We start from the raw sequence: 19196 nt of genomic DNA, 5'->3' as shown, positions 1-19196 counted from the left end.
GAGGACTACGCTATGGCTGTCGACATCTTCTTGAAACTCGATCCGATCAAGGGCGAGTCGCTGGACGACAAGCACAAGGACGAAATCGATATTTTGAGCTGGTCTTTCGGCGAAAGCCAGTCAGGCACTTTCCACAGCGGTTCGGGCGGCGGCGCCGGCAAGGTCAGCGTCCAGGATCTCCACTTTACGCACTTCGTCGACAAGGCCACGCCGGAGCTTTTCAAGGTCTGCGCGAACGGCAAGCACATTGATACGGCGATCCTCACGGTCCGCAAGGCGGGCGAAAATCCGCTGGAGTATCTCAAGATCGAGATGAAGCACATCCTAGTCACCAGCGTATCGACGGGCGGATCGCACGGTGAAGATCGCCTCACCGAAAACGTGAGTCTGAACTTCGCGAAGGTCAAGATGACCTACAAGACCCAGACAGAAAAAGGCGGCGCTGGAGCTGCGCCGGTGTTTGGCTGGGACGTTCCCGCCAACAAGGAATGGGCCTGATTGTCGGCCCTACCTGGCGCCGGTTGCGATAAGCGCGAACCGGCGCCAGGCGATGCGATTGCGGTCGCAAGTCTCGACTTGACCGGTTGCGGGCCCGACCGCCTGCTGAGGCGACATCATCCCGGAGACCAGCTATTGCTCCGCGAAACAGCATAGCGAGCCGGACATCTTGGGGACAGTCAATGACCATTGCTCCAAAGAGGGATCGGCTCTCTCCCCCATTAATGCTGGCCTTTCGCTCCGCTCATGAAGCACGCGATGCGCGCAAGAAGCTCAATCTGCGCGATGAGTTCGGTGAGCGGATCATTGCCGGGCGGCGCAGCGCAGGCCGCTTTCCGATCTCGGAAACGTTGTTGCGGCGGGAGGTCTCCCATGACCTTGAAACGCTCCTCAATACCATTGCTCTGGAATCGACCTTGGATCTGAGCGGGCGGGATAGCGTTCGAACCTCGATCCTGAACTACGGCTTCCCCGATATCGCCCACCGTTCGATCGACGAGGTCACGGACGACGAACTCACCGGCGCCCTGCGCGAGACTCTGACGACGTACGAGCCAAGACTCGATCGCAAGACGATCCGGGTCCGTCGCGACGGCTCGGTCGGTCCCGAGCAGCTGAAGCTGCGCTTCATCGTTCACGCCGACCTCAAGGCTGAGCCGCTCAACGTCCCCGTGGAATTTGTCGCCGACGTCGACCTCGACAGCGGCGACATCCAAATCAATCGACTTTAGCATGAATCGCGAATTCCTCGATTTCTACAATCGTGAACTGTCATTGCTGTACGAGCAGGCAGGAGATTTCGCCGAAGAATATCCTGGCATCGCAGAGCGCCTCGGCGGCCTCATCCGGGACCGCTCGGACCCGATGATCACGGGACTATTGGAAGGCGCCGCGTTTCTTGCCGCCCGCGTTCAGCTCAAGCTCAAGCACGAATTCCCGGAATTCACTGCAAACCTGCTTGAGCAGCTGGTACCGAACTATCTTGCGCCCACACCGTCGGCGATGCTCGTCGCGGCACGGCCACCCTACGCCGACCCAGCGCTGCGCGACGGCAAGAAGATTGTACGCGGCGCCTATTTCGACGCGACCTACCGCGAGAGAGAACGAAGTCTTTCCTGCCGGTTTCGACTTTGCCGCGACATCGTGCTCTGGCCGTTCGACGTCACCAGCGCAGAGTATTTCTCCACAGCGGGCACTCTGCAGGCGCTCGGGATCCCGGTCGGAGGCGACGTCATCGCGGGGCTGAAGCTGTCGCTGACCCATCGTACCGCAGCCCGGCTCGACGAGGAACTACCGGACGCAGAGGCCCGAGCCAAGCCGGAAACCTGGTTCGCAGGCTGCCGCGTGAGCGAACTTCCGATCTACCTCTCAGGCGCGGAATCCGACGCCATCGCGCTCTACGAGCAATTGATCTCGAATTGCAAAGGAGTCTACTTCCGGCATCTCGACGACTTCGGCGATCCGGTGGTGACTCGTGCGCCCCATGATTGCGTGCAGCAAATTGGCTTCGACGAAAACGAGTCGCTGTTCCCTAACGACAATCGGATCTTTCGCGGTTCGGAGCTGCTGCGAGAATATTTCATGTTTCCACGCAAGTTCCTCGGCATAAACCTGACGGGACTACGCAGCGTGATGTCGCGACTGCGCAGCAAATCGATCGATATTGTCTTCGCTTTCGATGAACACAATTCGCGGCTGGCTGCCTCGGTGCGCCCCGAGACCTTCAGGCTCTATACTGCACCGGCGATCAATCTGTTCGAGAAAACGAGCGATCGCATTCCTGTCAAGTCGAATACTTACGAGTACCATGTGGTGCCAGATCGCAGCCGCTATCTGGAATACGAACCGCACCAGGTGCTCGAGGTCTACGCGCACCTGCCGGCAGAGAAGGATAAACGGCCCGTGCGCCCGCTCTATTCGGCCGCCGTCGACCGGACCAGCGGATCGGTCGACGGGCTCTATTTCACCGTCCGCCGCTTACCCCGGCGCCGCACAGTAGAGGAGAAGACATACGGTACTTCCTCAGACTACACCGGGACGGACATGTTCCTGTCGCTGCTTGAGCCCGGCGAATTGAGTGGCGGAGGCTCCGTCGCCGAACTGAGCGTCCGGGCTCTGTGCTCCAATCGCCATCTCACCGAGCACTTGCCGGTCGGCCAGGGCGGCGCCGACTTTCGGCTGCTGGACGATACCTCCCTTGATCTGATGTGTGTCGCTGGTCCCACGCCACCGCGTGAGCCGGTGGTTGCCCAACTGCGCAGCCGCAGCGAAATCGCCAACAGTGGGATTGTCAGCTGGCGGCTGATCAACATGCTCAGCCTCAACTATCTTGGCCTCGTCGAACGCGGTGGCGGCAAGAACGCCGGAGCGCTGCGCGAGATGCTGGCCTTGTTCGCCGATCAGTTCGACGACGCCACGGAGCGCAAGATCCGCGGCGTGCGCAGCATAGAAAGCCGACCTGTCGTGCGGCGCGTGCGCGAGCGCACGGGTAGCGGCGCAGCACGGGGCCTGGAGATTACCGTTACGCTCGACGAGAAGGCATTTGAGGGCAGCGGCGTGTTTTTGCTCGGGGCAATACTGGAGCGCTTCTTCGCCGACTATTCGGGCTTCAACACCTTCACTCAGACGGTCATCTCGACGCCGGAGCGCGGCGAGATCATGCGGTGGCCACCGCGCATGGGCACGCGGAGACCGCTATGACGCTGATCGACCAGATGAAGGCCGAGCCCTGGCGCTTCGATTTCTTCCATACGTTACGCCAGTTCGAGCGCGCCAACCCGGATCGACCGCGGATCGGCGACAGTGCCGCGCGTCGCGACGAATATATCGACCTCGGCCAGGTGCCTTATCTGGAGTTCCCCGCCTCGAACCTCGCGGCGGTGGACGACCAGGGTGCCCGGCTGAGGATACTCGTCAAATTTCTCGGCCTCCTGGGCCCGCAGGGCGCCCTGCCCCTTGCCACCACCGATGAAAGCCTCAGCTGGTGGCTGATGCGGGATGACGCCTTCCCCCGCTTTCTCGACCTCCTCAACGGACGCTTCCTGCAACTCTTCTTTCGTGCCTGGGCCGACGCGCGCCCGATCGCGCAGCATGACCGCCCGGCGGACGATCGCTTCATTGCCTATGTCGGCTCCTTCGCCGGCTTGGGCTCCGATGTTTTCGCCGATCGCGATGCGGTTCCGGACATGGCGAAGCTCAGCTTCGCTGGACTGGTCGCGCCCAGGGCGAAGTGTGCATCACGATTGACGCGGTTCCTGCAAGGACTGTTCGACGTCAAAGTCGAGATCGACGAATTCGTCGGCACCTGGCTCTCATTCGACCCAAGTCACTGCAGCCGGCTCGGCGGAACGCATGCGAGGCTCGGCCAGGACGCCCTTCTCGGCTCGCGTGTGTTCAGCGTCGAGGACAAGATCAGAGTTCGGGTCTTTGTCAGAACTTTTGCTCAGTACGAACAATTCCTGCCGACCGAAACACCCAACCTGTCGGCGCCGCTGGCCGACGCCGTTTTCTTCTATATCGGCGACGAATTGGAATGGGAGGTCGAGCTCGCCATTCCGGCGGGAGAGGTCGTCCCGGTCAGGCTTGGACAGAGTGGGCGACTTGGATGGACCACCTGGGTCTCGCCGAACTGGGCCTCCACGGAAGAATATCGCCGCGATGCCCGCTTTCAGCTCGGCGAACGATTGAGAGCCCGCCGGAGTGCCACAGCGAATGCCGCGGCGATTTGAACCTATCCATCGCGCTGATCGCCTAATGCTATGGAATTTGAGGCAATTTCCGCATGATGGCACGCATCCGCGGAGGAATTGAGCAGGAGGAGCCGCCGTGACCGACATCAGCATTGAAGCTGTAACGGGCAAGCTGAACCGGGCCGGCTATGATGCCTTCTTACAGGCCCTGCGCCACGCAAAGAGCGCCGGCAATCGCAACGTCGAGCTTGCGCACTGGCTGTTTCATATCCTGCAGCAGGAACGCAACGATCTCAGCCTCTCGGTCGATCATTACAAGCTCGACCGCGCACGCTTGTTGTCGGACCTTGCCGGCGTGATCAATGGCTTTCGTAAGAACGAAACCGACATGCCGGGCGTCGCCAATTCGGTCATCGATCTGCTCGATCGGGGCTGGCATTATGCCACGCTCTTCTTTGGCGAGACCCAGATCCGCACCGGTCATCTGCTTGTGGCAGGCCTGAAATCGAACGATATTCGTCGCACGCTGAACAACCTCTCGCAGGAATTTTCCAAGGTCAACGTCGACGCACTGGCCGCGGAGCGTCGCGCCGTCTGGGCCGGCTCCGACGAGGAGACCATGCGACCGATGGACGGTTCGGGCCTGGTCGGCGCCGTCACGGAAGGCGCGGCCCAAGCGGGTCCAAAGGGGACGACGCCGCTCGACCGGTTCTCCCAGGATCTCACCGCCAAGGCCAAATCGGGCGAGATGGATCCGATCCTTGGTCGGGACGAAGAAATCCGCCAACTGATCGACGTGTTGATGCGTCGGCGGCAGAACAATCCAATCCTCACCGGCGAGGCTGGCGTCGGCAAGACCGCAGTTGTCGAGGGCTTCGCCCAGCGTATCGCCGCCGGCGACGTGCCGCCACCGCTCCGCGGTGTAAGGCTTTGTGCGCTCGACATCGGCCTGATGCAGGCCGGTGCCTCCATGAAGGGCGAGTTTGAGCAGCGCTTGCGGTCGGTGATCGACGAGGTCCAGAGCTCACCCACCCCCATCATCCTGTTCATCGATGAAGCCCACACACTGATCGGCGCCGGCGGCGCGGCCGGCACCGGTGATGCAGCCAATCTCCTGAAACCTCCCCTTGCGCGTGGCACGCTGCGCACGATCGCCGCCACCACGTGGGCAGAATATCGCCAGTATATCGAGAAAGATCCCGCGCTCACACGACGCTTCCAGCCGATCCAGATCGATGAACCCGATGTGGAAACCTGCTGCATCATGCTGCGCGGACTCCTCGGTCCGATGGAAAAGCACCACGGCGTTCGCATCTCGGATGCCGCGATCGTCGCAGCGGTCAACCTGTCCCACCGCTACATTCCTTCACGGCAGTTACCCGACAAGGCGGTCAGCCTGCTTGATACCGCCTCGGCGCGCGTGGCGATCAGCCAGAGCGCGACTCCGGCCCTGATCGAGGATGCACGCGTTGCGATTGCCGCCCGTGAAGCTGAGCGATCAGCACTCGTCAGCGACAGCGATCTTGGGATTGAGGACGACGAGCGCATCGTAGCGATCGACAACGACGTCGCAGCATTGAAGGACAAGCTGACGAACCTCGAAGCCGATTGGGCCGCAGAGCAGGAGCTCGTCAAGGACATCCGGGGCATTCGGGAGATCCTGTCCGAACCCATGGAAGGCGACGATCCGGCTGCCAGGCGCGCGGAGCTGCGCGGCAAGTTCGACACGCTTGAGAGCATCAATCCGGAAAAGCGGATGGTCTATGCCTATGTGGACCAGCAGTCGGTGGCGTCCGTTGTCTCTGACTGGACTGGCATCCCGGTCGGCCGGATGATGCGCGACGAGATCGAAACCGTGCTGAAACTACCGGAGATCCTCAACCGCCGCGTCGTCGGCCAGTCTCATGGGCTGACGATGATCGCCAAGCGAATCGAGACCAGCCGCGCCAAACTGGACAACCCGTCGAAGCCGATCGGCGTGTTCATGCTGGCTGGTCCATCCGGCGTGGGCAAGACCGAAACCGCCCTGGCGCTTGCCGAGACCCTCTACGGCGGCGAGCAGAACATGATCACGATCAACATGTCGGAGTTCCAGGAAGCGCACACCGTCTCGACCTTGAAGGGAGCGCCTCCCGGCTATGTCGGCTATGGAGAAGGTGGACGCCTCACCGAGGCTGTCCGGCGCAAGCCCTATAGCGTCATCCTGCTCGACGAGGTCGAGAAAGCTCATCCCGACGTCCATGAGATCTTCTTCCAGGTGTTCGACAAGGGAACCATGGAGGACGGCAACGGGCGGCGGATCGACTTCAAGAACACGTTGATCATCCTGACCACCAACGTCGGCACCGATCTGATCATGGGCCTCTCGCGAGATCCAAAGTATCGCAGCGAACCGGAAGAGCTCGCCAAGATGCTGAGGCCGGAATTGCTGAAGGTGTTTCCGGCAGCGCTGCTCGGACGCATCGTCTCGATACCGTACTTCCCGCTATCCGACGAAATGCTCGCCGGGATCGCTCGGTTGCAGCTCGACCGGATCGGACGACGCCTCCGTGACAACCATAACGCGGCATTCAGCTACGATGACGCGGTCGTGGAGCACATTGTGTCACGTTGCAACGACCCGGACTCTGGCGGGCGAATGATTGACAACATCATCACCAACACCCTGCTCCCGGAGCTGTCACGCGAATTCCTCAGCAAGTCGCTTGCCAAGGAAGAAGTCAAGCAAGCGCGGGTCTCGATCGAGAACGACAAGTTCGCATATTCGTGGAATTGAGGACGATGAACATTCAAACCGAGCATCGCCACCCGAGCACCGGTCCCACGCCATACGACGAGGTCTACTACCCTGGCCACGTCTACGGGCTCACTCATCCGAACCATCTCGCTACCATTGCTGCCGTCTACGGCATGCAGGCGGCTCCGGTCGAGCGTTGCCGGGTGCTCGAGCTTGGCTGCGGCGTTGGCGGCAACCTGTTGCCGATGGCCTTTCAATATCCAAACAGCGAATTCGTCGGTGTCGACCTGAGCGGCGTGACGATCGAGCGCGGCCAGCGAAATATCGCCACATTGGGCCTCAGCAATATCAAGCTCCTGCACTGCGACATCATGAATGTCGACGAAAGCTTCGGGCAATTCGACTACATCATAGCGCACGGCGTGTATTCCTGGGTTCCGCCGGCGGTGCGCGAGAAGATGATGATGATCTTCAAGCAGAACATGGCTCCGCGCGGGGTCTGCTACGTCAGCTACAACGCGCACCCGTTCTCGCATCTTCGCGACCTGGTCCGCGACATGATGCGGTATCACACCCGCCGTCTCACCGACATGAAGGAGAAGGTAGGACAGGCCCGCGCGATCTTGAAGTTCCTGAGCGACGGCTCGAAGGCCAACTCGGTGCACGGCGCAGTTATGCGCGACCAGTACAACCGCGTCCTCAAGTCCCCCGACGAGCTCTTATTTCACGACGATCTCGATGATGGCGCCGAGGCCTTCCTGCTGCATGAGGTTGCCGAAGACGCAAGCCGCCACGGCTTGCAATATCTGAGCGACGCTGATTTCTCACGACGCTATCTTGCCGGCTATTCCGAGGAGGTTCGCGCGACGCTGCAGCGCTTCCCGGAGAGCGAGTTCATGGCGCGCGATCAATATCAGGACTTCATCGACGGCAACGGCTTTCGGCGCACATTGCTCTGCCACGACAGCATTTCGCTATCCCGCCAGATCGACCTCGATTTCGTCACCAAGTTCCATTTGCTGAGCACGACCAACCCGGTTGACCCCGACGCCTGCGTGACCGACGATTCCGCGATGGAATTCGAGAACCAGGACGGCAGCAGGGTCACGGTAACCAATCCGCTCTTGAAGGCTGCGTATCTATGTCTCGGCCGGGCCTGGCCGCGCGCATTATCATTTGGCGAGCTGCTCGATGGCGCCGGCGCGCTGCTGGGCGGCCGGCACACGGATGATGCCGAAAAGGTGCTGACGGAGGCAATGTTCATCCTGGCTTGCAGCGGCGAGGTCTCTTTCCTGCTGTCGCGCCCATTTCTGTTGAAGGAAGCTACCGAGTATCCGCAGGCGAGCCTGCTCGCACGAAGACAAGCGCAAACAGGTCCGCTCGTCACCAACCTCCTCCACCAGACGGTACAGTTGGAGGACGACCGGACCAGGGATTTCCTGCAATTGCTCGACGGTGCGCGGACCATCGACCAGATCACGGCCGAAATGACCGAAAAATTCGGCCCGACCATCCAGGTAGACCAGAAGGATAGTGCCGGGAAGCCTGCCGATCCGTTGTTGCTGTCAACGCGAGAAAGTGTTCAACGCTCGCTTGCGATGGTCGGCAAGCTGGGCCTGCTGGTCGCATGACGCGCTCAAGTGCGTCGGCTCCGTTGGCGATGCACGGCAGGAGTTGGAAGCTCCTGCCATTTCCTGAAACGGATGCGGCCCCCGTCACTCTAGCCGTCGTGGGTATATTGTTGGCCGAGGAGCCATCCCGTGAGAATACCGCCGGGTCCGCTGGCATAGACCTGATCGAGGCCAACACCTGCACGCAGCATCTTCCATTCATGCTCGCCGACCCAGGGAATCCCGGGATCGCCCTTCTGATACTGGGACAGCAGCGTTCGGGCGACCTCTGCGGCATTGGCGTAGATCGGCCCGTTGGCCCAGCGCGGGCGTGGCAGGCCTGTCATGCGGCAATAGAGCGCCGTGCAGACGTACGCAGACGCCTCTTCCGCATTGGCATCGAGGCCGGTACGCAACAGATCATATGCCGCATGCAGGCTTTCGTGGACGATATAGGCCTCGTCCAGCCGCCCCGTCGCCGACACGACCTCCAGCGTGTTCGCCGCAACCGCTGTGCCGTCCGCCCTGGTTCTCGCGACATCGTTGTATTGTGCAGCAACGCCTGCCGCGAGATCCGTCGGAGGTCTGACGGTGACCTGCCCCAACCGGATAGCGCGGGCGACGTGATGGAACGTTTGCGGCGCAATCGTCACATGGCTGCCGCGGATCGGAAACCGGAACCGCATGCGTGCGACCGCCGGGCCACTGAGTACGTCTAACACCCTGCTCCGCAGTGACATTTGATCGTCCTCGTTGTTCACACTACACTACCCCACGGATGGTGGTCGCCATTTCCGATCGGCAGGTTCAAACAGTGACTGCGCTGGCGCGCCAGGAATTCGAATGACCTGGGCCGGGCGGCAGCTTGATCGAGCGAGCCGGCATTGAACCCGAGCCCGTTCGGGTGAGACCAATCTGAGGCAAGGATTGGCTCGGAGGGCGTTCCATGACGACGACTGATCCGACGACGACCGACACTTACCGGAAGATCGCGGCGCGACTGACCATGCTTCGGCCGCAGATCGATTTGAAGAATTACTTTGCCGGCCCCAACCCGGATGTGCGCCTTTATGACGAGAAGCCCTACATCCGACACCAACTCGAGAAGTATGGTGTCGCTGCCGCGACGACCACGCTCGATGGCGTCACCTTCCTGCCCAAGGACTGGGAAGAGCTGATCAAGAAGCTGCGCATTGCCAAGACGACGGACGGATTCGACGCATTCGCCGAAGGGCAAAGCCCGGAGAAGGCGTCGCATTGGGCCCTCGATCTGTCGATGGCGGCAACGATCGGCAAGGGGTTTCGGGAGATCTGGCGCCCCAAACTGTCCGACAAGCCACTCTCAACGCGGGATCTCCCGGGCCGCCACGGCTTCGGGCTCGGGCGCGACCGCGGACAATGGAGCGACGCCTACAGCTCGCAATTCGGCAAGGACCCGCAGCCCCAGGACATCACCTCGCTGCATTTCGCCGTAGCACCCGATCGGGTGAACGTGCACATCGACGAAACAGGCTTCGTGTTCGAGGGCGTGGACGGTGCGCTTACGGTCGGGCCGAACTTCGTGCATCACGCCGGCAATGAACTGTTCTGGAAGAGCAACAAGCATATACCGCAATGGGCCGCAGAGCACATCGATCTGATCCTGCCGAACAGCGCGAACGACTTTTCGCGCGTGGGCATTTCGGTCGACATGTACCAACGCAAAGACTTGCGCGTTACGGTCACCGGCTCCTGCGGAATTTTCGGTGGTTTCGAGTGCTCGGGAACGGTGAGCATCAGCGGAACGCATGATCTGCTCGGTTCGAAGTCGAAAGGCAGGCGCTAAAGCGGACATTGCTCGTTCGGCATTGCTCCGTGTCTACGCCTCCAAGCTACGAATGAGGCTCCTCGATTTGCCACTGCCAGTTCGTGGCCCGAATGAATGGAACTATCGAACCGCCTCGAGGTAGCGGCGACCACGATATTGGTTGCGAGACCGCGTAGTTCCGCAGGAACCAGCAGGGGGGAGATCTCACATTGCCGAACCAGGAAAGGCCCTTGAAGCCTATCGTCGAAAGCTATGTACCGCCAGCAGGAATCCGGCATGCGGTGACGGCAGGCGAGACCTGGATATCCCTCGCCAAGCGGATCGGCATCGACCCTTGGGACCTCATCGAGTTCAATTTTCCAGGCATCAGGCTCGTCAAACAGCGCGATTTCCAACAAGCCACACGGCAGGTGAACTGGTACCTGGCCGAGTATGTAGGCTGCCGCGCGATGTCGCCCGACCGCCAGAATTTTGCGTTTTCATCCGGTACGACCGGCGGGAAAGGTGGATGGCGAGGGGGATTCATCTATCTGCCGCCAGGTACGCCGCCTCCCCCACCGATTGCGCCCACTCCACCGGTTGCGCCCACCCCAGCGGCTCCGACCCCGCCGGAATGTGGAGGAAGCCGACCCGACTTCGCGCGCGTCCTAGACGTCAGCGAACGGGATTTCGCGCGCAACGTCTTTGGCCCGACGTTGCCGCCATGGGAGACAATCGCGATTACCAATGGCCTGGGAGCAGGCGGAAGACCGTGGACGAACGATGGACCATTCTTTAGAGGAAGCAATCCCATGGTGCCGAGCATGCGGTATGCCATCAATCTTGGCAATGTCGCGTTCAGTAACCTGGCATCGCCTAGCCCCACCTTCGGCCTCTTGTGCGACGACTTCGGTCGCATTTGCGACCTCTTCGTGCACGAAATGACCCACGTGTGGCAGGCGTTCAACGATTCAAACTGGACAATGGCACGCTCCTTCTGGGCGCAGACGGTCGGTGCCGGCTACGACTACACGCCCGGGGATAGCTGGGACTCATACAACGTCGAACAACAGGCACACATCGTCGAAGATTGGCACAAGTACAAGATTAGTTCTCCGATGCTTGCCGAAGAACGGTATCCTTATGTCCGGCTCGTGATCCGCTCTGGACGCCTCACTTTTCCTCGCGGGCTAGATCTGGTGGCATTGAAAAAGGACCTTCAAGATCTGCGCGCAAGGCACCTGGACTAGACTCCGCTGCAAAGGAGTGGTCGGGAGTCTACTTAATGATGCACCAACACACCGAGAATTCGACGCGGTGCGGTAGCGCATTCTTCCTCTTGAGAGCACTTTTCCGACTTGTCCAGCGTGCTGGTCAGCTTCGCAGCGCAAGCACACGGAGAAGAATTGCGCGGCCGCCATGCGACAGGCGATCGTGAAACAGTTCGGAGAGCCGGTCTCCACGCTTCCGCACCGAGAACCTCTTCTGGAGCTCATGGGCGCGAGACAGCGAGCAATAGAGAAAATCACCACGTAGCCGGCGCAGGCGGCTGCCATAACCTCTAACATCGGTGCTCGCGTAGGCATCCATCAAGGTGCGTATCAAATAGTCATCGCTCGGATCAACATAAGCTTCGTGGGAAACGCTCGATGATCGCATGGACACAGGTTCATCGCTCGACAGAAATAAGTTCCTGCGGATCAGCCCATCCGACACGCCGGTCGCCTCTTTAGCGAACTTTCCATAGTTCACAAAAGGCAGCGCAGCGAGTTGCCGGCGCAGATTTTCGAGCGTCGCCGACGGGATCCGGACGCCGTTGCCCGCGCTGGTGTCGAGCTTGTTGGCGCGCACCGTGGCGTAGAGGTCGCCCCAGAATTTGTCCCAGGGGGCGGTGCCGTTGCGGTTAGACGACGGATTCCTGCGAACGCTATATGTCGTTTGAGTGAGGTAGGCGGCCAGTTCGCCCATGTGGCGCGTAACAGCGCCGTCAGGATCGTAGACGTCGATCATGGCGTGGACGCATTCATGCAGGAGCAGCGCCCGATCGCTATCATTTGCGGGAGGCGACTTCTTCTGCGTCAAGAGAATATCCGTGGCCTGATCGTAGAAGGCGAGATCCTGAGTGCCGCCCTTCACCAATATATTGCCGGCACGAATGTGATCGCGAACTGTCGTTAAGTACTCGCCCTTGATATGGATCTTGTCGACGTAAAACTCGATGCCAAGCGCAACCGAGTCGCTGAGTGTGTCCAGGACGTCGCCTTCGGTCAGTGGCATGACCTACCTTCCTTGCGTGGTTGAGCAATAGTCGTCCGGCTACGCTCCGGCAAAAGAAACGGCAGGTTACTCCTAACTGGACTTCGGCCGGTGTAGTCGGGAAGATTTGCCGGGATTCTCCTTCACGTGCGGCCCGCATCCAGCCGGGAGCATATGATGTTCCCCGATGAAAATCGGCAGTTGTGTTGCTGCGTTTCCATGTGTCGCCAACGCCAGGCATGGTTTTCCGTCGAAGAGCAGACGGCACGCATCGCCAGTATACCTAATGAACCGCAACTCGTCATCGGTAGTCTTCATGATGCGCCCGCCGTGGCTCGCAATCGTTGAGTCTACGACGTCTTGGCAGACGGTTTTCCGCGTCGCTAGCGCGCCGCGCCCGTCACCGCCATAAGGCGTGAATAGCTAACGACATCCGCTGTCAGAATAGCCACTCGACGTACAACTCGCTCGCCCTCGCAACCGCCAACGAAGTCCAGACCGCAAAATCGACGCCAGCGCATTGCCCCGCATGGCTAATTTCCAGTATGTTGCTGGCTCAACCGGCGAGCAATGGTGACGGATGGTTATCCCCGGCGCGGTGGTCCGAGCGCGACACTATCGTGATCTAAGGTTTGGGAAAGCTATGGCAAGCTTCGCTCAGTTCTTGCAGGATTCTGGTGTGTACGCGGCGCAAAGCTTCATGATCGTTCCTCGGGGAGGCTTCAACTTGGTCTGCCTGCGCGACAGCAAGGACGTTCACCTATCGTATGATCGCGACCGGTTACAGGTTGAGGATGTGCGTTTCGAGCAAGTCGAACGCGTCGCTCGGGAATACATCAACAGTCGCTATGGAGAGCAAAAAGGTCAGGAGCGCGATGATCAATTGCTGCGCCTGCGTACAGCGCTGTATCGCACTGCGCGACTGGATGGCAGTGCGCGCGGCCTCAAGGTCGTTGCCAAAGGTGTCGGTATTCCGGAACTCAAAGCCGCGCGCGGCAACACGGCCATCAAGTTGGAGGTCGCCATTCTGCAGCGCAAAGACTTCACGATCGCGTTCAGATTTCTCAAGCACCTCGATCAGTCAGGCAAAGTCATCAACGCCACGAAATGGACGCCGGATGACGTGCCCTGGTTCCTCACCAGGCTGAACTGGGTCTTCGGGGCTCAGACGAACATCTTTTTCACGCTGGTCGATGCCAAATGGATTACGGTCCAGAAAGCCTTAGGACCAAAAATCTCGCGGGATGTTTTTCGAAAGGATATCGCACCATTGAAGAGGCGCGGCGCCGATCTCACCTGCTTTCTGGTCGGTGATTATGCTGCAATGGATACTGAGGCGGCTGGGGAGTATCTGCCTGATGAGCAGGTATTCGTGGTTGTTGACCAAGGTAATCCGCCCGTGTTCGATCTTGGCGAAGCGTTCATTGGTGTAATGGCGCACGAGATCGGGCACTTCTTGCACCACAAACGAAACATGCCCGGGAGTGGACACCATAACCGAAGCGGTATTTTGCTTTCCAGTGGCATGGAAAGCTTGTCCTTGGATAAGCAACTCGTCACCAACTTCAACGCATGGTGAGAACAATCATTCTCGGCATCCCTTCAGCACGTTGAGGCCGCGCGGGCCTCGCGGTCGTAATCCGTCGGTAATGTCCGCCTGCGATGCGCGTTACTGCAACATCGTCTAGGCCACCAATATCGCTGCACGGAGCCTGATGCGAGTACTGATCGTCGACGATCATCCCATCATCATAGCTGCTTGCCAGGCCTTGTTTGCCGACGAGGCAGGCTTCATCGTCACAGGAGCGGCAGATGCGGCCAGTGGATTGGCGTCCTTTATTGCCGGACCTCCTGAGGTCTGCGCCATAGACATCAACCTGCCATCCGTCTCCGGCATGGAGCTCGCTCGACAGATCTTTGGAAGAGATGCCGAAGCGCGCATCGTGATGTTTAGCGTCAACGACGATCCTGTATTCGTGGCAACCGCGATCGACATCGGCGTCAAGGGGTACGTTTCCAAATCGCTGCGTTTTCTTTGAGGCAACACACTTTGCATCGACGCTTCCCAGTCAATGCGAAAGAGACGCCGTGTCCGCGAGACGCGGCAAGTTTCAGTGAGGGAAGACTGGCACAATCCGAAGCGGGAGTGGGCCGTCGCCGCTGATCCTTCGCCGGCGCGAAAGCGATCACCTGCCGCTCACAACCGCGATTACCATTTCAATGCCGCCGTGCGCACGGGATGGTCCCAGAGCGCGGTCGTCTCAGCATCGAGCAGGCTGACGGTGAGCGAGCACCCGGCCATGTCCAGCGAGGTGACGAAGCTGCCGACCAGCGAGCGAGCGATGCGCAAGCCGCGCTTCTCAAGCATCCGGCGGGCCGCGTTGTACATCAGATAGAGCTCGATCGTTGGCGTTCCGCCAAATCCGTTGACGAGCAGGAGGGCCTCGGCCCCGTCGCGCGCGTCGAGATCCTGCGCGATCGCCGTCGTCATCTCGTCCGCGATCGCGTCTGCCCGCTCCAGCTTGACGCGGCGGCGTCCCGGCTCGCCGTGAATGCCGACCCCCATCTCCATCTCGTCCTGGCCGAGCGAGAAGGTCGGCGTGCCCGCAGCCGGGACCGTGCAGCTCGTCAGCGCCACGCCCATCGAACGCGTGCGCACGTTGACGCGCTCGCCGAGCGCAACGCAGCCCTTGAGGTCGGCGCCCTTCTCGGCCGCCGCGCCGACGATCTTCTCCACGATGAGCGTGCCAGCCACGCCGCGACGCCCGATGCTGTGGGTCGAGTTCTCGACCGCGACGTCATCGTCGGTGACGATGGTCGCCGTGAGCCCCTCGGCGATCTCGGCCGCCATCTCGAAATTCATGCGGTCACCCGCGTAGTTCTTCACGATGAACAGCACGCCGGCCTCACCCGAAACCGCCTGAGCGGCCTCGACGATCTGGTCCGGCGTCGGCGACGTGAAGACCTGTCCCGGGCAGGCGGCGTCGAGCATGCCATAGCCGACGAAGCCCGCATGCAGCGGCTCATGCCCGCTGCCGCCGCCCGAGACGAGTGCGACCTTCTTCGGGTTCAGCTCACGGCGCCGCACGAATTTCCGCTCCGGCCCAAGCGCGACGAGATCGGCATGCGCGGCCGCAAGTCCGTCGAGGCTCTCCGCAAGCACGCCGTCGACCGAATTGATGAACTTCTTCATTGTCTCCTCCCCGCTTCTTCCCTTTGGCCTCACGCCTTATTTTTCCCGCATGATGGCAATCAAGCGCCGCGCGAATTCCTGGAGCAGCGCATCGAGCTCGGCGTTCCGCTTCGCACTGCCGAGATCTGGCAAATGCAGCGTCAAGGTCCGCTCATGCGATCCTTCGGTCAGTCGGCCGATCCGGCGCGGATGCGCGCGTGCATATGCGCGAAGAAAGGCGGTCTTCGCCTGCGGAGGGAAGTGGCAGACATCGAAGATCGTATTGAGATGTTGCACGGGTATCGGCACCGGATAGGCGGGATTGCTGATCTGGCTGACGAAGCTGCGGTTCTTCCCAATGGCATGCGCCAGACGCAGCCGCATGCCCGAGGGGCGGCTCTCCAGCACTTCCTTGAAGATGCGCTTGTAAACTGCAACAGCGCCGGCTTCTGCCGGCTCATCGATCGCCGTGTCAGTCAAGGCCCCCTCCGCTGCTCAGCCGGTCGATCGTCTGCTTGATCTGCGCGAGCGCCGATGCATTCACAGATAGCTCGCGCAAGCCGCAATTCAGCAATGCGGGAAGGCAGCGCGGATCGCTTGCCATGTCGCCGCATAGGCTGACGCTGATCGCGGCGCGCCGCCCATGCTCGGCGGTCCGCGCGATCAATTCGAGCACCGCCGGATGCAGCGGGTCCATCAAGGGGGCAAGCGCTCCATTGGAACGATCGCAGGCGAGGACATATTGCGCGAGATCGTTCGAGCCGATCGAGAAGAAGGACGTCTTGAAGCTCGTAATAGCCAGGGCCGCCGCCGGGACTTCGACCATGATTCCCAGCTCGGGAAGCATCGCGGCAATGCCGTCCGCCTGCAAGCGCTGCACGACATCGGCAAACAGCTTCCGCCCCGCCTCGAGCTCAGCCGCAGACGTGACCATCGGAAACATGACCTTGAGGTTTCCGCGCACGGCGGCCCGTGCCAGCGCGCGGAGCTGAATGGCAAAGATCTCGGGCCGGGCCAGGCAAAGCCGCAAGCCCCGAACTCCGAGGAACGGATTGGCTTCGCCGTCCAGCGTAAAGCCGGCGACCGGCTTGTCGCCGCCCGCGTCAAACGTGCGAATGGTGACCGGGCGCTGGTCGGCCCAACGCAGCACCGCATCGTAAGCCTGAAACTGTGTCTCCTCATCGGGCAAACTGCCCCTCTCCGTCAGCAGAAACTCGGTGCGCATCAGGCCGATCCCATCGGCATATTGCGCGTCGGGATGCTCGAGATCGTCGACGCGCTGGATGTTGATAAACAGCTTGATCCGCTCGCCGCGCCATGATGCGGTGGGCCGCCGCAGGATCGCACGGGCGGACGCCCTGCTCTTGCGATGGCTTTCGCGCCGCTTCTCGAACAGGCGAACCTGCTCCGCGCTGGGATCGAGCTCGAGCGTCGCGCCTTCACCATCGAGCAGCGCGTTGGCTCTGACGTCCGGAATGGCGCCGAGTTGCACGACCATGGGAATGCCCCGCGCGCGCGCCAGCATCGCGACGTGGCTCGTGGGACTGCCACGCAAGAGCGCCAGACCGCCGCCGCCGGACCAGTCGATCTCCAGGAATCGCGAGGGCGGCAGATCGTCGGCGCAGACGACGGCGCCGCTCGGAATCTCCAGCGCCGGGCCCCCATCGCCCCGCAAAATGTTGATCACGCGGTCGCGCAGGTCCGCAAGGTCCGAAGAGCGCGCCTTCAGATATTCGTCCGCAGCTGAATTGTAGTCCGCGATCTGCGCGTCGAGCGCCGAACGCCATGCGACATCCGCCGGATCGCCATCGCCAATCGATGCGAAGATCGCTTGGATGAAATCCTCATCCTCCAGCAGCGCGACCTGGAATTCGAGAATCTGTGCAGCCTCGCCGCCGGCGATCCCGGCGAGATCCGCGATCTGCCCGCTTGCCGCGTCAATCGCAGCACGAAGCGCAAGCGCCTCTTCAGCCAGGTTGCCCGCGACACGCTCGCCGTTGGTGTCCGCGCCGACCCGGACGAGCGGGCCATGGGCAAAGCCGATCGAGGCGGTTCTGCCGCGGTAGGCCAGTCCTGTCGCGCTACCCTGCATGCTGCTAAGCCCCGTCCGGAAAATCGGTTGCGATCAGGTCGACCAGCGCCGCAACGGCGGCTTCCGCATCACTGCCGGACGCCCTGATCTCGATCGTGCTGCCGTGGGCCGCACGCATCGCCATGATCTTGACCACGCTCTTGGCATTGATCCACTCGGCCGCGCCTGCGACCCGCACGGAAATCTGGGCCTGGAACTTCTTGGCGAGCTTGGTCAGCTTGACCGCGGGGCGCGCGTGCATGCCAACCGCGTGCACCAGCCGCACATTTCCGGTGAAAATCTTTCCGTCCGCTTTGTCCAGCATGCTCATCTTCCATCATCGCTTCGCCGACGTCTCAGTCGGCAGAGAGTTCCTCGGCCACGGCCTTGACCTGGGCCAGTGAGCTGCCGCCTGCGGCCTCGGTTGCCGCCATCACGGCGCCCTCGACGATCGGCGCGTTGCATACGACAACGAGATCGCGCCGCGCAGGCTCCAGCATCTCGACCGCCATTTCGCTGTTGGTTTCGGCCCCGCCGAGGTCGACGAGGATTGCGACGCCCTTGGCAGACCAGGCATCATTAATGGCGTCGATGATCAGGGAGACGCTGGTGCCCAATCCGCCGTCGGGATTGCCGCCGCAAAAAGCCACCTTGACCTCGCTGCCGACCATCTGCCGCACCATGTCGGCGGTGCCCTTGGCGATGTCCTTCGAGTGCGAGACGATCACGATACCCACAGTGTCGGTCATTGCTGTCCCTCCAGGCTCGCGCAGACCGCCTGCACGAGTACGCAGCTCGAGCGGGCGCCGGGGTCGACGTGCCCGACGCTGCGTGGCCCGAGGAACGACGCCCGCCCCTTGGTGGCCTGCATCGGCGCGGTCCGCTCGACCGCCTCGGCAGCGGTGGTCCGGACGCGCGCGATCAGATCCGGCTGGCCGGCCGCAGTCCTCAGCGTTTCCAGGACGGGAACAAGCACGTCGAGCATCGTCTTCTCACCGGCCTGCGACCGGCCACGCGCGCTCACCGCGTTCACGCCACTGCCGAAAACGTCCGCGAGGTCGTCCGGTAAGTGTTTGTCGTGCGAGAGCGCTTCGCCGGCGGCGAGGAAGAAGCTCCCGTAAAGCGGCCCGGACGCGCCGCCGACCGTCATCACCAGGGTCTTGCCGATCATCTTCAGCGCCTCGTCGAGCGGTTGCGCGGAGATCGCATCGAGCTTGCCCAGAACCGCTTCGAATCCGCGCTTCATGTTGATTCCGTGGTCACCATCGCCGATCGCCTGATCCAGGCTCGTCAGCTCCGGCGCACTGGCGATAACCTGCTCTGCGGCCACCTTGATCAACGACTTGAACGTCCCAGGTTGCAGCGACATCGACATGA

The 19196-nt window shown here is 61.4% G+C and carries 18 protein-coding genes; 10 read left to right on the top strand and 8 right to left on the bottom strand.

The annotated features are described in order from the left end of the window. Positions 1–12 precede the first annotated feature (12 nt). The 6 genes from ACE10W_RS14780 (at position 13) to ACE10W_RS14755 (ending at position 8555) form a co-directional block, all read left to right on the top strand. Entirely contained in the window at positions 13–498 is a 486-nt protein-coding gene (locus ACE10W_RS14780; protein WP_011086373.1) for a type VI secretion system tube protein Hcp, read from the top strand. A 182-nt stretch (positions 499–680) separates the two neighbouring features. Beyond that, positions 681–1229: a type VI secretion system baseplate subunit TssE gene (gene tssE, locus ACE10W_RS14775; protein WP_011086372.1), complete on the top strand. Its 549-nt coding sequence runs from the start codon at positions 681–683 to the stop codon at positions 1227–1229. Position 1230: 1 nt separating this feature from the next. Then, positions 1231–3198, top strand: coding sequence for a type VI secretion system baseplate subunit TssF (tssF, locus tag ACE10W_RS14770; RefSeq protein WP_028170696.1), 1968 nt, complete (start codon positions 1231–1233; stop codon positions 3196–3198). Then, a complete protein-coding gene (gene tssG, locus ACE10W_RS14765; protein ID WP_011086369.1) occupies positions 3162–4226 on the top strand; it encodes a type VI secretion system baseplate subunit TssG in 1065 nt (354 codons plus the stop codon). The genes tssF and tssG overlap by 37 nt, the downstream gene beginning before the upstream one ends. A 97-nt stretch (positions 4227–4323) precedes the next feature. Then, positions 4324–6963, top strand: coding sequence for a type VI secretion system ATPase TssH (gene tssH / locus ACE10W_RS14760; RefSeq protein WP_011086368.1), 2640 nt, complete (start codon positions 4324–4326; stop codon positions 6961–6963). Between the two features lie 5 nt (positions 6964–6968). Then, positions 6969–8555, top strand: coding sequence for a methyltransferase regulatory domain-containing protein (locus tag ACE10W_RS14755; protein ID WP_304552360.1), 1587 nt, complete (start codon positions 6969–6971; stop codon positions 8553–8555). Positions 8556–8644: 89 nt separating this feature from the next. Here ACE10W_RS14755 and ACE10W_RS14750 read toward each other — a convergent pair whose 3' ends face one another. Continuing rightward, positions 8645–9220, bottom strand: a complete 576-nt coding sequence (locus ACE10W_RS14750) for a hypothetical protein (RefSeq protein WP_304552359.1) — start codon at positions 9218–9220, stop codon at positions 8645–8647. Between the two features lie 260 nt (positions 9221–9480). On the opposite strand from ACE10W_RS14750, the gene ACE10W_RS14745 reads away from it, so the two are divergent. Next, the gene (locus tag ACE10W_RS14745; protein ID WP_028170692.1) at positions 9481–10359 is read left to right on the top strand and encodes a hypothetical protein; all 879 of its coding nucleotides are present in this window, start codon (positions 9481–9483) and stop codon (positions 10357–10359) included. Between the two features lie 212 nt (positions 10360–10571). Continuing rightward, positions 10572–11570, top strand: coding sequence for a hypothetical protein (locus ACE10W_RS14740; protein ID WP_161535485.1), 999 nt, complete (start codon positions 10572–10574; stop codon positions 11568–11570). Positions 11571–11694: 124 nt separating this feature from the next. Here the strand turns inward: ACE10W_RS14740 and ACE10W_RS14735 are convergent, their stop codons facing one another. Next, positions 11695–12597 carry a hypothetical protein gene (locus ACE10W_RS14735; RefSeq protein ID WP_304552358.1) on the bottom strand — a complete coding sequence of 301 codons (903 nt, stop codon included), beginning with the start codon at positions 12595–12597 and terminating at the stop codon, positions 11695–11697. A 622-nt stretch (positions 12598–13219) separates the two neighbouring features. Between ACE10W_RS14735 and ACE10W_RS14730 the strand changes: the two genes are divergently transcribed. Further along, positions 13220–14155: a hypothetical protein gene (locus ACE10W_RS14730; protein ID WP_161535486.1), complete on the top strand. Its 936-nt coding sequence runs from the start codon at positions 13220–13222 to the stop codon at positions 14153–14155. Positions 14156–14291: 136 nt separating this feature from the next. After that, the gene (locus ACE10W_RS14725) at positions 14292–14615 is read left to right on the top strand and encodes a response regulator transcription factor (protein WP_011086360.1); all 324 of its coding nucleotides are present in this window, start codon (positions 14292–14294) and stop codon (positions 14613–14615) included. A 170-nt stretch (positions 14616–14785) separates the two neighbouring features. On the opposite strand, the gene dhaK is transcribed toward ACE10W_RS14725, so the two are convergent. From dhaK to dhaL, 6 genes are all read right to left on the bottom strand, one after another. Further along, positions 14786–15769: a dihydroxyacetone kinase subunit DhaK gene (dhaK, locus tag ACE10W_RS14720; RefSeq protein WP_028170688.1), complete on the bottom strand. Its 984-nt coding sequence runs from the start codon at positions 15767–15769 to the stop codon at positions 14786–14788. 36 nt (positions 15770–15805) lie between these two features. Continuing rightward, complete coding sequence (locus ACE10W_RS14715) at positions 15806–16132, bottom strand: hypothetical protein (protein ID WP_370163087.1); 327 nt, start codon at positions 16130–16132, stop codon at positions 15806–15808. Positions 16133–16220: 88 nt separating this feature from the next. Continuing rightward, a complete protein-coding gene (gene ptsP / locus ACE10W_RS14710) occupies positions 16221–17840 on the bottom strand; it encodes a phosphoenolpyruvate--protein phosphotransferase (protein ID WP_011086357.1) in 1620 nt (539 codons plus the stop codon). A gap of 4 nt (positions 17841–17844) precedes the next feature. Then, positions 17845–18150: an HPr family phosphocarrier protein gene (locus ACE10W_RS14705; protein WP_011086356.1), complete on the bottom strand. Its 306-nt coding sequence runs from the start codon at positions 18148–18150 to the stop codon at positions 17845–17847. A gap of 25 nt (positions 18151–18175) precedes the next feature. Continuing rightward, positions 18176–18568, bottom strand: a complete 393-nt coding sequence (dhaM, locus tag ACE10W_RS14700; protein ID WP_011086355.1) for a dihydroxyacetone kinase phosphoryl donor subunit DhaM — start codon at positions 18566–18568, stop codon at positions 18176–18178. Continuing rightward, on the bottom strand, positions 18565–19188 hold the full coding sequence (dhaL, locus tag ACE10W_RS14695; protein WP_051000397.1) for a dihydroxyacetone kinase subunit DhaL: 624 nt from the start codon (positions 19186–19188) through the stop codon (positions 18565–18567). Before dhaL ends, dhaM begins: the two co-directional genes overlap by 4 nt. Positions 19189–19196: the final 8 nt, after the last annotated feature.

Origin of the sequence: Bradyrhizobium sp. B025, assembly GCF_042257955.1 — a bacterium.
Taxonomy (GTDB): domain Bacteria; phylum Pseudomonadota; class Alphaproteobacteria; order Rhizobiales; family Xanthobacteraceae; genus Bradyrhizobium; species Bradyrhizobium diazoefficiens.
The sequence above is the reverse complement of the archived record's forward strand: the minus strand, read 5'-3'. Positions and strand labels throughout refer to the sequence as shown.